The 15,006-nt window shown below is 71.3% G+C and carries 10 protein-coding genes; 4 read left to right on the forward strand and 6 right to left on the reverse strand.

All coding sequences use genetic code 11. The features are described from left to right. Positions 1 to 225 precede the first annotated feature (225 nt). Complete coding sequence (locus tag ACIRYZ_RS37380) at positions 226 to 2,304, forward strand: multicopper oxidase family protein (protein ID WP_402952874.1); 2,079 nt, start codon at positions 226 to 228, stop codon at positions 2,302 to 2,304. A 70-nt stretch (positions 2,305 to 2,374) separates the two neighbouring features. Here ACIRYZ_RS37380 and ACIRYZ_RS37385 read toward each other — a convergent pair whose 3' ends face one another. The 6 genes from ACIRYZ_RS37385 to ACIRYZ_RS37410 all read right to left on the reverse strand — a co-directional run bounded on the left by ACIRYZ_RS37385 (position 2,375) and on the right by ACIRYZ_RS37410 (position 10,189). Next, positions 2,375 to 4,783: a helicase-associated domain-containing protein gene (locus ACIRYZ_RS37385; RefSeq protein ID WP_402952876.1), complete on the reverse strand. Its 2,409-nt coding sequence runs from the start codon at positions 4,781 to 4,783 to the stop codon at positions 2,375 to 2,377. Between the two features lie 327 nt (positions 4,784 to 5,110). Next, positions 5,111 to 5,416, reverse strand: a complete 306-nt coding sequence (locus tag ACIRYZ_RS37390) for an MbtH family protein (RefSeq protein ID WP_402952877.1) — start codon at positions 5,414 to 5,416, stop codon at positions 5,111 to 5,113. A gap of 167 nt (positions 5,417 to 5,583) precedes the next feature. Further along, on the reverse strand, positions 5,584 to 8,142 hold the full coding sequence (locus ACIRYZ_RS37395; protein ID WP_402952878.1) for an FtsX-like permease family protein: 2,559 nt from the start codon (positions 8,140 to 8,142) through the stop codon (positions 5,584 to 5,586). Next, positions 8,136 to 8,879, reverse strand: coding sequence for an ABC transporter ATP-binding protein (locus tag ACIRYZ_RS37400; protein WP_402952880.1), 744 nt, complete (start codon positions 8,877 to 8,879; stop codon positions 8,136 to 8,138). The genes ACIRYZ_RS37395 and ACIRYZ_RS37400 overlap by 7 nt, the downstream gene beginning before the upstream one ends. Beyond that, positions 8,876 to 9,337, reverse strand: coding sequence for a hypothetical protein (locus tag ACIRYZ_RS37405; protein WP_402952882.1), 462 nt, complete (start codon positions 9,335 to 9,337; stop codon positions 8,876 to 8,878). Before ACIRYZ_RS37405 ends, ACIRYZ_RS37400 begins: the two co-directional genes overlap by 4 nt. A 222-nt stretch (positions 9,338 to 9,559) precedes the next feature. Next, positions 9,560 to 10,189 carry a ScbR family autoregulator-binding transcription factor gene (locus ACIRYZ_RS37410; protein ID WP_402952884.1) on the reverse strand — a complete coding sequence of 210 codons (630 nt, stop codon included), beginning with the start codon at positions 10,187 to 10,189 and terminating at the stop codon, positions 9,560 to 9,562. Between the two features lie 1,550 nt (positions 10,190 to 11,739). Between ACIRYZ_RS37410 and ACIRYZ_RS37415 the strand changes: the two genes are divergently transcribed. From ACIRYZ_RS37415 to ACIRYZ_RS37425, 3 genes are read left to right on the forward strand one after another with little or no spacing between them, the layout of a single operon-like run. Beyond that, on the forward strand, positions 11,740 to 12,846 hold the full coding sequence (locus ACIRYZ_RS37415; protein WP_402952886.1) for a bifunctional DNA primase/polymerase: 1,107 nt from the start codon (positions 11,740 to 11,742) through the stop codon (positions 12,844 to 12,846). Next, entirely contained in the window at positions 12,843 to 14,474 is a 1,632-nt protein-coding gene (locus ACIRYZ_RS37420; RefSeq protein WP_402952888.1) for a phage/plasmid primase, P4 family, read from the forward strand. The genes ACIRYZ_RS37415 and ACIRYZ_RS37420 overlap by 4 nt, the downstream gene beginning before the upstream one ends. Further along, positions 14,471 to 14,875, forward strand: coding sequence for a DUF6009 family protein (locus tag ACIRYZ_RS37425; RefSeq protein WP_350512420.1), 405 nt, complete (start codon positions 14,471 to 14,473; stop codon positions 14,873 to 14,875). The genes ACIRYZ_RS37420 and ACIRYZ_RS37425 overlap by 4 nt, the downstream gene beginning before the upstream one ends. Positions 14,876 to 15,006 lie beyond the last annotated feature (131 nt).

A 15,006-nucleotide genomic window follows, 5' to 3' on the forward strand; every position in this document is an offset into this window, starting at 1 on the left:
TAACTCCAGTAGACGCGTTGCAGACGGCAAGATGCCAGCGCTGGATCCAGCCCGACCCTTCTGCAAGCGGTGCCGATCGCTCCATGAAGCAGGGCGATCGGCACCGCTCACTGGAAGGAAAATCTGCCGTTGCAGTAATAGTCCAATGATCGAACTTTAAGGGGCGTGGCATGTCGGCCGGCGGAAATAACGCCGTGCTCCATGTCGTGCGCATATCATTCGAGCGTGATCAAGGATGCCGATCCTCTGAAGAATTCGCAGGCCGCTGATATCGCCGAGAGTTTTCTGCCGAGTCGACGCGGGCTGCTCAGAACCACGGTTGCGGCAGTCGGTGCCGTAGGTTTCGCCGGCGTGCTTGCGGACGGGCATGCCTACGCAGTCGATTCTCCATCCGGGTCTCCACCCGGGGCGGGTGCTCTTCGACACGGTCGGCCCCACCCGCATCCTTCACGGCCATCGGGAGACGCGCTCGATCCGTCATCCGTACCCAAGTACAGAACGCCGCTATTTCTTCTCGATAAAATGCCCAGCGCGGGCCGGGATTCCTACCACATCGCGATCCGCCAGTTCCGACAGCAAATTCTGCCGATCGGGATGCCGGCCACCACGGTCTGGGGTTACGGAGCCGTGGGCCACCAGCAGTCCTTTCATACGCCGGGCCTGACCATCGAAGCCCGTGTGGATCGGCCGATCTCCGTGACATGGGTCAACGACCTCGTCACCCCACGCGGCTTCTATCTGCCCCATCTATGCGCGGTGGACCCCACGTTGCATTGGGCAAACCCTCCTGGCGGAAGCGCCGGACGTGATTCTCGGCCGACCTTCTCGACCACCCCCGGGCCGTACACGGGACCTGTGCCCATCGTGACCCATCTGCACGGTGGGTTCAGCCGGGAAGAGAGTGACGGATACCCCGAAGCCTGGTACCTGCCGGCATCTCGTGATATTCCTCGTGACTTTGCTCGCGTAGGCACCTATTACGATCGGTTCGCCGAGCAGTTCCGTGACCGTTACGGCGTCCGCTGGCGCCCCGGGTCGGCAACGTTCGCGTACAGCAATGATCAGCGTCCCACAACTCTCTGGTACCACGATCACACTCTGGGCATGACCCGGGTGAATGTCTACGCGGGCCTTGCCGGTTTCTACCTGCTGCGAGGCGGACCTGCCGATCTCCCCTCGGGAGTACTTCCCGGGCCGGCACCGGGGCGAGACGGTACCCACGGCGCCCACCCGTACGAAATCCCCCTGGTGGTTCAGGACAAGTCCTTCAAAGCGGACGGGTCGCTGTTCTTCCCCAGCAGTCGCGGATACTTCGGGGACACCCCGCCGGACGGCCCATGGATCCCCTCTACCGATGTTCCGCCCATCTGGAACCCGGAGTTCTTCGGCACCACGATGGTCGTCAACGGGAACACCTGGCCGGTACTCGACGTGGAACCGCGGCGGTACCGCCTGCGCATCCTCAACGCGAGCAACGCCCGTACTCTCATCCTGAAGATCGTGGCTGACGCCACAGCCCCCCGCCCCGTCAGCCCCGCATTGCCCTTCTGGCAGATCGGAAACGACCAGGGATTCCTGCCGGCCCCGGTCCAGTCGGATCAACTCCTCTTGGCCCCCGCGGAGCGCGCCGACGTGGTGGTCGACTTCACCGGCACTCCGGTCGGCACCGGGCTCTACTTGATCAATGAAGGCCCGGACGAGGCGTACGGCGGCGGCGCACCGGTCACCGACTTCACGCCGGCGAATATCACGACCACGGGGCAGGTCATGAAATTCACTGTCGTTTCCCTTGCCTCCACCGACACCAGTGTCCCGCCGTCACAGATCGTTCTCCCTCCGATCCCGGTGCTTCCCGAGAGCCGGACGGTCCGAAAGCTGTCGCTCAACGAGGAGGACTCCGCATACTTCACCGGCGCGCCCACGATGGACACACTCGGCACAGTTACGCCAAGTGGTTCAGCCACCCCGCTCCTGTGGTCGGACCAGGTCACCGAGACACCGGTGAAGGACGACACCGAAATCTGGGAACTGTACAACTTCACCCCCGACGCGCACCCTATCCACATCCATCAGATCGGATTCCAGGTCCTCGACCGCCAAGCGATCACGGGCGGCGCATCGTCTCCCCCGCAACCGGGGGAAGGCGGATACAAGGACACCGTGATCGCATTGCCAGGTCATATCACCCGCGTCAAGCTTCGCTTTGGCATTGCGGGACGGTACGTCTGGCACTGTCACATCATTGATCATGAGGACAATGAAATGATGCGGCCATTGCAGGTACTCGATCAGCGCAGCCACTGAGGTCTTTTCTCAACGGTGATCACTCGACGGCGGGACGAAGGAAGCGGGAGTCTGCGCCCAGAACCTCGGGCTACTCGGGCATCACCCCGTGGATGCGGGAGAGGGTGAACACGCGCTCGTCGTCCCGCAGGTGGCACCAGGCGTGGAGGTAGGGGGCGTCCAGTTCGAGCCGGCTGAGGGTGCGGACGGTGGTGTTGCCCGAGGTGGCGACGTATTCGATCGTGATGGCCTGCCTCTCGTCGACGGCGTGGGCCAGCTGGCGGACGTCGGTGAAGGTCAGGTTGCGCGCGTACCCGGCGATGATCTCCTCGGTGTCGCTGTCGTAGGGGCGGCCGTCGTACGGGTCGGGCTCCGGGACGTCCTGCGGGGCGCCCCGGAGTCGGGCGGCGAGGGCGGGCAGGTCGACGGGTGTTCCCGCGTTCGCGGTGCGAGCGGCCGTCTGCCGGCCGCGGGACCTGCCGCCGGGCAGGCGCGGTGGCGGGACCGGGCTTGCCGCGCGGTGGTGCTGGGCCCGTTCGATCCGTACGGTCCCGTCGGGCTTCTCGGCGATGGGTGCGTAGCCGGCGGCGCGCAGTGCCGCGAGTGTCCTGTCCGGCGGGGTCCGGCTGATCAGCACCGTCGGTGCCAGCTGCCGGAGGCCGAGTGGGGCGAGCTTGCGGTGGGCGGCCAGTTCGGCGAGGAGGGCGGGTTCCTGGCCGTGGATCACACAGGCCGCGGCGACGACGCGCACCCGGCCGTGGCTGCGCGCGGTGTCGTGGATCAGGTAGGAGAGCGGTTGCGGGAGCGGTTCGACGGCGACGGCGGCCAGGTCGGCCGTGAGGGCGTCGGGCGTGAGGCCCGCGTCGAGGGCGCGGCGGACGCTTCCGGGGCTGAAGCGCCATACGGACGCCGCGCCGGCGCTCTCCCGGTCCGCGGCGGAGTCCAGCAGTGCGAGGAGGTACGCGGACGGTGTGCCTGAGACCACGGCCGTGAGGTCGCTGCCGAAGCGGGCGGTGACACTGGCGGCGGGCAGCAACCGTCGGCAGGCGTCGGTCAGCGCTTCGGCGTCGTCGGCGAGCAGGGCGGCCCCGATCGGGGACACGGCCCCGAGAGCGAGTGCGCCGAGCAGTTCCGCCTCCCGGATCAGGGTGGCGAACGGCGTGGCATCCTGCGGGAGTTCGTCGACGAGCGGGCGGAGCCAGACGAGCAGCGCCCCCAGATCCGCCGGGTTCGCCGCGCCTTCGCCGGCCGGGAGCTGCGCCGCGGCTGCGAGGAGCCCGTGCCGGGCCTGGACGCAGCCTGCGCAGGGCGGTGCCCCGGCGAGCGCGGGCAGGGCCTTCCCGTCCTCGTCGCGGCTCCCGCCGGGGGTCAGTGGGAGCGCCCACCAGGCCCGGAGCAGCGCGGAGAGTTGGTCGGCCGGTTCCTGCTCGGACCAGGTGTCGTAGGAGGCGGTCGCCGCGACCCTGTCGCCGTCCCGGGCCAGCAGCCCGGCGGCGCTCGCCGTCTCCAGGGTGAGGCGCACGACGATCTCGTCGCACTGCGCCGCTTTGCCGATCCGGGACAGCTCGCGGGCGCCGATCCCGCCGGCCTTGAGCCGGGCCGGTGGAGCGGCGGCGCACACCCCGAGGACGGACACGGCGTGGGCGGCGAACGCCATCGCGGCGGCCGCGGCTTCCTGTTCGATGTCCGAGACGGTGGCGGGCACCGACCGCACGTCGGGTGGGACGGGGGTGAACGGGACGTGCCAGTCGGGGCCGCGCAGTGCGAGTGCCACCTCCGCGGGCATGCGGGCCGGACCGTACCGGTGCCGGTCCCGGATCAGCAGCCCCCGTTCCACCGCCCATTGTTCGCCGGGCGTGGAGTCGGCCTGCGCACCCCCGAACATGATGAAGCCCGGTCGCTCCGGAGCCTCACGTGCCCGCCGCTCAAGGAGCTTCCGGGTGGCTGCGGGCGCCTTGGCCACCAACGCGGCGACCCGGGCCGGATCGCCGTGATGGTCGACCAGCGCCGCCAGCCTCATCTCCTTTCTGCCGGCGGCGGGTTTGACGCCGAGTTTCGCCAGAATGCGGCCCAGTTCGTCGGAGTTCGCGCCCGCGAGCAGGTGCAGGAGCGGTGCGTCGAGCCCGAGGGGCGAGCTCCACGCGTTCCGCAGCGGCGCCGCCATGTGCAGCAGACCGTCGCCGTCCGGCCACACCAGAGCGCGATCGGCCAGCGCCTCCAGGACGGCGGCCAATTGGTGGGCGCGCTCACCGTGCGTCGCGTCCAGAAGGCCAGCCAGATCGTCCCGCGACGCGGCCGCCAGTGCGGCGACGGCCTCCGCCACCTGTAGACACGGCAGCGCGAGCCGGGGCAACGCCAGCGCCACCGACGCCGGGCGCTGAAGACGGTCCGCCAGTTCACCGACCGACCGCGGTTCCGGAGCCGACGCGGCGTCCGGACGCGCCGCCAGGACCCGCTCCAACTCGGCCGCGTCGAGACCGCGCAGCCATGCGGCCAGCACCGATCCGCTCTTCTTACCGATGGGGACACCTCACCACAGACGAGGACGGCCATATCCTGCTGAAGCCGACCGGGAGCACCAGGATGGCGTACCCACGGGGGTGAGTGCGACCACCGCTGGAAGCACCGCCGCGAACAGGAGCGCGAGCGACGGATCTCCGGGGGCCTCCGGGTGGAGAAGGGATACGTCTTCACCTCTCACCTGTTCGAACACCTCGACGGCTGTGACCTGCTACTCGACGCGCTCTCCGGCCCGACCCCGCACGCCCGCAGCAGACCCGCGAACCGCGCGGCCCGCCCCGCCGCCTGCCCGTACGTCAACTCGACGTCACCGACCACCACCGCGACCGCGGTGGGAGCGGCCGCCGTCGCCGTCAGCCGGCGAGGGGCCGCCCCGGACGAGAGGGCGGTGGGTTCGGTTGGCGGCGGCCGCGGCCATGCGGTCGCGCAGGCTCAGCGGGCGCATGTCGGTCCACACCTCGCCGATGCGGGTGAGGCACTCCTGCTTGGTGCCGCTGGTGCCCCCGGCCTGCCAGCCGTCCGGCAGGGCGCGGTCCGCCCACCAGATCGAGTACTGCACCTCGTCGTTGAGCACCACCAGGTAGGTCTGCTCGTCGACGATCTGCTCAGCCATGACGCTCCCCGAGTTCGCGGGGATGGGATTCCCGGCCAGTGTGCGCAGCCTCGCTACGACCGCCCTGTACGTCGCCGGGCCGGCCTGCCCGCCGCCCCGCCGGAAACCGAAAGTGCCGGGAACTCCCGTGGAGTTCCCGGCACTTGAGGCCGTAAGAGCTCAGCTGGTCAGGCCGAACCGGCGGCCCCGCGCAGGATGTTCTGGCCGTCCCGGCCGCGCAGGGCGAGCGCGGCCGGCAGCACGGCCGCCGTGAGCGCGATGGCCGCGCAGCAGGCGGCGAGTGCGCCCATCACGCCCCAGGGCACGACGGCGGGCGTCGGGCCGACCAGGTTGGTCAGGGCCGCCCAGGAACCGCCGATGCTGATGGCCGTGCCGAGCACGCCGAGGACGGTGCCGGCCGCCACGCACATCAAGGTCTCGATGGCGACGGTGCGCAGTACCTGGGCCTTGGTGGCGCCGGCCAGGCGCAGCAGGGACAGCTCCCGCTTGCGGTCGGTGACCGTCATGACCAGCGAGTTGGCGAGGGCGATGGCCGCGTAGCAGATCGCCAGGCCGAGGATCATCAGCAGCGCGTTCCAGGAGGCCTTCTCGTTGCTGTCGGTGGTTGTCGACCAGATCTCCTCCGGGGTGGCGAGCCGGGCGCCCAGCCCGTGCACGGCCGTCTGCAGGGCGGTGGCGGCCTGCTGCCGGTCGGTGCCGGGCAGCAGTCGCAGGTGGATCTGGCTCACCAGGGCCGGGCCGCCGACGCCGCTGGTGACGGCGTTGTGCGCGGTCACCCAGGCCTGGGTGGTCTCGGCGCCGGTGCCGAGGACGGCGGCGACCCGCAGGGTCCGGGGGGTGCCGTCGGCCAGCCACACCGAGACCTGCTGCCCGGCCTGCGGCGAGCCGGGCCAGGTGCGGCTGAGCACGATCGAGTCGGGGCCGAGGTCGGCGAGCGAGCCCGAGACGACCGGGAGCCGGTCGACCTCGGCCAGCGCGGTGGCGTCCGCCGTCGCGGCGGAGTAGGACACCAGGGACACGCCGTCCAGGTCGGCCATCACCGAGGTCGGGGTGATCACCAGACTCTGCACGCCGGGGACGGCCCGGACCCGGTCCACCACGGTCTGGCTCAGTCCGGGCGTGCCGGCCGGGGTGACGACGAAGTCGGCGGCGGCCAGCTGGTTGCGGACCTCGGTGACCTTCGAGCGGTTGATGGTGTCGATGCTGCCGAGCAGGCAGCCGGCGAAGGCGATGACCAGCACCACCGGGGTGGTGGTGGCGGCGGTGCGCCGGAAGGCCGTCAGCGAGCTCTGCCGGGCCGTGGCCCAGACGATGCCGCCGCCGTCCTCGGCGGGACGGCCGCGCAGCCGGGCCGAGAGGCCGGGCAGCACCGTCAGCAGCCGGATCGCCGGGCCGGCCAGCACGCCCGCCAGCAGCACGCAGCCGCCGACGACGGCCAGCAACAGCCCGAGCGAGTCCGCCGCGTTGGCCGCGGCGTCGGGCCAGCTCCGGGCCACCACCACGAGCGCCCCGACGCCGCCGCCCAGCACGAGCAGGCCGCTGACCCAGCGGAACGCCAGCGCGCCCCGCGAGCACCGCTCGACGTCGGCCTCCGTCAGCGCCTCGCCGGGGCTGACCAGGCCGGCCTTGAGCGAGGAGAGCACCACGCCGCTCATCGCGGTCAGCAGTCCGATCAGGGCCGCGACGAGTAGCCCCCAGCAGCTGATCGGGACGGTGAAGTCGGCCGGGACCATGTCGTGGTCGATCAGCCACTGGCCGGCCAGTGGCGCCCCGGCCGCACCGAGCACGCACCCGGCGACGGAGGCCAGCACGCCGACCACCAGGGCCTCCCGGTTGACCAGGGTGCGCAGCTGCTTACGAGTGGCGCCGATCAGCCGCAGCAGTGCGAGCTCGCGGCGGCGCTGGGCGATCGACAGCGCGAAGGTGCCGGCGACCACGAACACGGCGGTGCCACCGGAGACCGCGGCGGACAGGCCCAGCGGGGTCTGCACGTTGTCCAGCTGGCCGGCGACGTCGATGTGGTGCGGGTCCAGCTGGCTGCGCTCGGAGCCGGTCAGCACCCGGGCGGCGCTGGCGCCGCCGGCGCCGGCCACGGCCTGGCGCACCGCGTCGGCGGGGCCGAAGGCGGCCAGCACGCCGACGGCGGGGCAGTACCGGGCGGCCTGCGCGTCGGTGAAGAAGACGGCGTGTTCGAACGGCTCCGTCTCGGTGACCCCGGAGACGGTCGCGCTGTGCAGGCCGTCGGCGGTGACGAACTGGACGTGTCGGCCGACCTGGTCGGGGCTGGCGCCGCCGATGACGATCTGGTCGGCGGCGGCGGGGGCCGTGCCGGCGGTGAGCCGGTAGCCGCCCAGGGCGGCGCTGGACCAGGCGCGTCCGACCTGGTCGTGCGGGCCGTCCGCGAGCTGGGCGTAGAAGGTGTGGTCCTCGACCGTACGGCCGGTCCTGGCCACGGCGGCGATCAGCTCGGCCGACAGGCTCTGCTGGGTGGCGATCGGGGTCGGCTGGGTGTCGCCGTTGGCGTCCTTGAAGTCGAGGGTCCGGTTGGCGGTCACCAGGACCGGGGCCTGGGAGAAGCGCTGGCGGCCCTGGTCGGGGACGTCGGAGGTGGCGCTGATGACCAGGATGGAGGTCGCCATCAGGGCGACGCCGCAGGCCAGCGCGACGAAGCTGCCGACGAACGAGGCCCAGCGAAGCCTGATGGTGGCGAGGGCGAGGCTCAGCATGCCACGGCCTCCAGCGCGGTCATCCGGGCGGCGACCTGCTCGGCGGTGGGCCGCTCCAGGGAGCCTGCCAGCCGACCGTCCCGGAGGAAGACGACGCGGTCGGCGTAGGAGGCGGCGACCGGGTCGTGGGTGACCATGACCACGGCCCGGCTGGGGTCGTCGGCCATGCTGCGCAGCAGAGCGAGGACCTCGCGGCCGCTCTTGGTGTCCAGCGCACCGGTCGGTTCGTCGGCCAGCAGCACGGCCGGGCGGCTGATCAGCGCCCGGGCGATGGCGACGCGCTGCTGCTGGCCGCCGGAGAGCTCGCCCGGCCGGTGTCCGGCCCGGTCGGCGAGGCCGACGGCGGCCAGAGCGGCGGTGACCTCGGACGGCGAGGGGTGACGGCCCGACAGCTTGGACGGGAGCGCCACGTTCTGGGCCGCGGTCAGGGCGGGCAGCAGGTTGAAGGACTGGAAGACGAAGCCGATCTTCTCCCGGCGCAGCACCGTCAGCTCGTTGTCGCGCAGTCCGCCGAGGACGGTGCCGTCGACCCGCACCTCGCCCTGGTCGATCGCCTCCAGGCCGGCGGCCGAGCGCAGCAGGGTCGACTTGCCGGAACCGGAGGGGCCCATGACGGCGGTGAAGGTGCCGAAGGGGAAGCCGACACTCACCTCGTCCAGGCCTATGACCGGTTCGGGTCCGCGCCGATAGGTCCGGCGAACCGAGCGGAGTTCAACAGCAAAGTCCGTGGCGTTCATACTCTCAAGCCCATCAGTCGGGGTGGGTGCGGCTCAATGACCCGCAATTCAGTTCCGGAGGTGCAGCTGGCCATACCCCGGGGCGCGGGGGCGGTCCGCCGTACCCCCCAGGACGGGATGTGGCGGGCGACTCCCCAGGCGCGCGACCCCGGCGAGCTGACGCGGGTGTGGCGCCTCGGACGCTCACTCACCCGTCCCGGCGCTTCCCCCAGGTGCCGCACGCACTCGGCCCAGCTGAGGTCCCGGTCGGCCCGCGGCAGGATCCCGTGCCCGGCCAGTGTCGCCATCCGGTCCCGGCTCCGCACCGGCACCGGATGACTGGCGTGGAACACCGCGCCCGCCCCGGGGGCGAGCCGGGCGACGAGGTGGGTGACCAGCCGGGCGTGGTCGGTGACACCGACCACCGCGACGCACTCGGACTCGTCCGGACTCAGCGACGCGGCCAAGTGCAGCAGCACATCCGCCCCCCTCGCAGGCCCCGCGCAGAGAGGCGGGATCCGCGAGGTCTGCGGGGAACCGCTCGCCGTCGGCCTCGGCAGCAGGGCGCTTGCCGACCGTCTGAACGAGGGTCTGTGACACGCCGTCACCCCGCTGGTCCTTCGCCGCCCGGCCCCGCAGTTCGCGCAGCACCGCCGAACCGACGAAGCCGGTGGCGCCGGTCAGCACGACGCGGCGCGGCCCTACGCCTCGTCCCACTCGAAATCCTCCGCCCGGGCCCGAAGACGCGCCTTCGCCTCCGTGGTGGCGACCGCCGGCAGCAGGTAGCGCCACAGCGCGGCCACGCGCTGGGGGAGGTCCTGACGACCGGTCGCGATCTGCGAGAAGAGCTGGGTGCCGCTGTAGGCACCCACGATCACCTGGGCGAACTCCTTCTCGTCCACCTCGGCCAGCAACTCGCCCCGGCCCCGTGCCACCAGCAGTTGCTCGTAGAACTGGTCCACCCACTGCTCGTACGGGGTCGCGTCCTGAAGGCCGATCTCGCCCTGCTCGACGGCGAGCCGGACACCGGCTCGGAACACGACGTTGCGCCGAAGCTCCCGCGCGACGTGGAAGGTGATGTCGATGATCCGCTGCAACCCCTCCTCCCCCGCCGGGATGTCCACATGATCCTGCTGGCTGTTCATCACAGCAAGGGCGAGCCCCTGCTTCGACTTGAAGTGGAAGTACATCCCGCCCTGAGTCACACCGGCACGTTCCATGATCTTGCTGATGCTCGCGCCGCTGAAGCCGCACTCGTCGAACACCTCGGCCGCCGAACGCAGGATCACCTCTCGAGTCTTCAGCGCCCGCTCCTGCTTGGGTTCAGCCATCAGCCCTCCCTGGGGACCCAGTCGATAAACATAACGAACGCCCTTTATTTTACATCCCGACCCCGCTCATCGCCGTCCGGAGGACGCCAGGCTGCGGGCCCGTCTGACAGCCCGCCTGGCCGCCACGAGCCCGTCGGACATCCGCGACGTCGGCCGCTGGCTGTTGGGCGTCGCACTGCCCTGGTGGGGCTGCGCCGACCCCGACTGCGAGACCGGGGTGCTCTGGTCGTCCGGTGCCCCGTGCCGAACGTGCCTGGAGGTCATCGCCATCCGCTGCGCCGCGTCCCGCCCCCGACCGTGCCCGCCCCGCGCTCGGGCACCGCCCCTGCCGGACCGGACCGCCTCCCGCGCCTCGGCCCAGGCTGCCCCGGCTGCGAACGCCCCCGCCCGGCAGGGATGTCAGGCCTGTGCTGGCGTTGACCGGTCCAGGCACCCTCCCCGACCCACGCCGACTCGTTCATCGCATCGGCCGAGCCTGCCCGGTGACCGGTGCGGCTCCCGGGCCCACCGGTCAGCCGATCTTCTACGTCCTGGCCCTACGCCCCTCCCCCGGCGTCCTCGTCCCGCTCCTGGCCGCGAGCCTGGCCGGCGCGGGGTCATGGCTCCGGGCTGATGTCACCGTTCTCGTCCAGCACGAAACGCCCCTCCCTCTTGCCGCCGGCCCTGGTGCGTCCCGTGCTCCAGCGGTCGCCGGTCGCTGGGGACGACTGATGCGGGGGACGACTGATGCGGGGGACGACTGATGCGGGGGACGACTGATGCGGGGACATGTCTGTTCCAGGGTCGCTTCGGTCGCTGCCTTCGGCAGTACGGCACCGTTTTCCCGTGCATGGCACTGGTCCCGTACCAGCGGACCGTTCAGCGACTGAGCGACCGAAGCGACCCACGGTGGAAAGTCCTGCGCAGCAGGTGCGCCGGTGGTCCGCCGTCCTGCGTCGCGACGCCGCCGTCCTCCCGCCGTCCTCTGGAGCTACTGAAGCGACCCAAGCGACCGAGACCGGGGCCTTCGGCGGACCTGACACGCGCGACACGCCGACGGACCCGGCCCGAGAGACTCAGTAGCTTTCAGTCGCTGAGCTTCAGTCGCTGGACAAAATCCCAGGTCAGAGCAGGTAACCCCACCCCGACAGCGACTCAAGCGACTCAAGGTTGGGTATATGAAGACATTCCCGTGTGCGTGTGCGCGTTATAGACCCGGGCTTCAGTCGCTTCAGTCGCTGTTTGCTGGGAAAATCGGCTTCGACCTGCGAAAATGTCGGTGGACCGAAAGCAGCGACCGAAGTGACTCAGTCGCTGCCCCAGGGTTGGGTAGCTGCTCGGTAGCTGAGTTTCCCGGCAGACCACACCAGTTCGGGACCGTATGTCCTCGCTCGGCTAGTCTGTGTGAGCTATCTTCTGGACTTCGGTCGCTTCAGTCGCTGCTTCGGCACCCGCCAGTGCTCTGACCTGGCTTTTTGCCATCAGCGACTGAACGAGCGACTCAACATCGGGCAGCTACCGAGCGACCGAAGAAGCTCAGGCAGCTACCGAACCAAGGGGAAGGGACCAGCGTGACGGCGCCGAAGGCCGTGGGGAGCGACCGAGCGGAGCGTCAGCCGGACGCGCTCACCGTCGCGCGCTGGTGTGCCGCCCAGGGCTGGCCCGTCCATCCGTTGGCCCCCGGACGCAAGACCCCGCCCGCGAACTGCCAGGCCTGCCAGGATTCGCCGCACTCCCCCGCCGAGTGCACCTGCCCGCGTGTCGGTCGCTGGTGCCACGGGTTCCACGCTGCCACCGTCGACCAGGACGTCCTGTCGGCCTGGTGGCACGTCAACCCCGCTTTCGGCGCCGGCGTTGCCTGCGGCCCCGCAGGCCTGGTCGTCATCGACGTCGACAGCCACCCGGCCGCCGTCCCCGCCCGGGACCGGATCCTGCCCGGCATCCCGATCCACGAGCACGTCAACCTCGACGGTCTGGAGAACGGCTACCACACCCTCGCCTTGCTCGCGGCCCTGCGCAAAGCCCCGGACCCGGCCGAGGACACCGGAACCCTGCGGGTGAGGACCCCCTCCGGAGGCCTGCACATCTGGTACCGCGACCAGGCCCACCACCGCTTCACCTGCTCCACCGGTTCCTCCGCCGGTCGGGCCCTCGCCTGGCAGGTCGACGTCCGCGCCCACGGCGGCTACATCGTCGTCCCCGGCACCACCACCGCGAACGGCACCTACACCCCGCTGGCCGGCGCCACGATCCCCGCCCCGCTCCCCCCGTGGCTCGCCGGGGAACTCATCCGCACCGGCCACCTCAAGGACCGGCCCGGCCAGCAGGGCACCCTCCCCCAGCCGACCGTCCCCGACCGAGGCCGCCAGGCCGTCGTCGCGGCGGGCGGCGGGAAACGGGGCGCGGAACGCGTCCTCGACACCGTCCTGCAGGACGTCACGGACTGCGCCACCACCCCGGAGGGGGCCGGTTTCACCGGCAAGCTCAACCGCGCCGCCTACACCGTCGGAGGCCTTGTCTCCGCCGGGCACCTCACCCACGCCGCTGCCGAGCAACTGCTCCAGGACGCCGCCCGCACCGCCCGTCCCTCCCAGGACCGGCACAGCTCCGCCGTCATCCGCTCAGGCCTCGCCGCCGGATCCCGGCAGCCCCTGTACGTCGGGAAGGTCCGCGGATGAGCGACAGCACCCGTAAGAGGACGGTCTTCGACCCCGTGGCCGCAGCCCAGCAGATCCTGGAGTACCCGCCGCTCCCCGGGCCCTCACAGGCCCCCTGGCACGGCACCGCCGTCCAGGAGAGCCTCCTTGAGCCGCCCGTTCCCGTTGCGCCCCCGCAGGCCCTGCAGATGCCCGTCCAGCCCCTTCCGACGGCCCAGGCCCCCCAGCCCGCCCAGGCCCAGGCGGGTCCGGAGGCGAGCCCCAACGGCCTGCTGCCCGACTCCCTGTCAGACCGCGGCAACGCCAAGCTCTTCGTCCACCTCTACGGACGCGACTACCGCCACGTCCCCGGCATCGGCTGGTACCGCTGGGCCACCCACCGCTGGCAGCTCGACGAGGACGACACCGTCCTGTGGGCCGCCGGCGAGATGGCCGAGAGCATCGCCACCCACGACCCCCGCGGCCACTACACCAACACCGACCTGCGCCGGCACCGCCGCCGAGCCCTGTCCACCTCGGGCATGAACGCCATGCTCGCCCAGGCCAAGTCCGCCCCCGGCATGGTCCTCAACGCTGCCCTCCTGGACGCCGACGCCTACGCCCTGTGCACCCCCGGCGGCGTCGTCGACCTGCGCACCGGCGGCATCGTCCCGCCCGACCCCAAGGTCCACCACCACTCCCGCTCCACCACCCTGGCCCCCGCCCGGATGCCCACCCCGCGCTGGGACCGCTTCCTCACCGACACCTTCGGCGACGACAAGGAAGGCCGCCAGACCCGCGACTTCCTCCACCTGCTGCTCGGCTACTCGATCAGCGGCGACGTCGGCGCCCAGGTCATGCCCTTCCTCTACGGACAGGGCAAGAACGGCAAGTCCGTCCTCCTGGACGTCATGATCCAGCTGCTGGGCGACTACGCCGACGCGGCCCCGCCCGGCTTCCTGATGGCCAAGACCTTCGACGGCCACCCCACCGACCTCGCCGAGCTCCACGGCCGCCGCATCATCGTCTGCTCCGAGCTCAAGCCCGGCGACCGCTTCGACGAGGCCCGGGTCAAGCTGCTGACCGGCGGCGACAAGATCAAGGCCCGCCGGATGCGCCAGGACTTCTTCTCCTTCGAGCCCACCCACAAGCTCTGGCTGCTCGGCAACCACCGTCCCGAGGTCGGCACCGGTGGCTTCGCCTTCTGGCGGCGCATGCGCCTGATCCCGTTCGAGAGGGTCGTCCCCGAGGAACGCAAGATCGACAACCTGGCCCACGTCCTCGTCGCCGAGGAGGGCCCCGGTATCCTCGCCTGGCTCATCGACGGCGCCCGCCGCTACTTCGCCGGTGAGAAGGACCTGGCCGGCCCCCAGGCCGTCCAGACCGCCACCACCGCGTACGCCGAGACGGAGGACCACGTCGGCCGCTTCCTCAAGGAGGCCTGCGTCGCCGGCGAGGGCATGCGCGCCGAGCAGTCCCAGCTCTTCGGCGCCTACACCCGTTGGTGCGGCTTCGAAGGGGCCAATCCCGTATCCGGTCGCGCGTTCGCCGCACGAGTCCGCGAGACACTGGGTATGACCTCTCCCAAGGAGATGGTCCTGTCCAACAGCCGCAAGTACTACCCGGGCATCGGCCTGATCACCGACGACACAGAGGAGCAGAACGCGTGAGCGCGCTGATCGACCCGGCCGAGCTCGCCCACGAAACCGACCTCGTCTGGCTTGAGGACACCACCGACCTCGACTACGTCCGCCAGTCGCTCGACCGCCTCACCACCCGGCGCGGTCGCCCGGCCTACCACCGCGACGGCCGCATGGTCGGCTACGCGATCCTGGGCCCCGACGCCAAGTCCTCCCGTGCCTCCGGCACCTTCCGCCGCCGAGTCTTCTGGCTGCTCCCCCACGACCGCGACCAGGACCCGGAAGGCCTCTACACCACCGGAGCCCCCTCCGAGGCCGTTGACCCGCGCACCGTGGCCCCGGGCGTCAAGGGCTACAAGACCGAGCGCTCCGAGGGCGGGCCGGCTTCGCCGGCGATGCTCGAACTGGGGATAACGCTGCCGAAGGCCTGACGGCTCCAGGACGAAAACGGTGGGGGGGGGGCCCCCGCGCGGGGGGGGGCCCCCCCCCGGGCGGGGGGGGGGGGGGCCGGGGGGGGGCGCGACCCGGGGGGGGGCGGGCCCGGCCGGGGCCGCCGAGGGGC

This window comes from Kitasatospora sp. NPDC101155 (genome assembly GCF_044768305.1).
Classification (GTDB): Bacteria; Actinomycetota; Actinomycetes; order Streptomycetales; family Streptomycetaceae; genus Kitasatospora.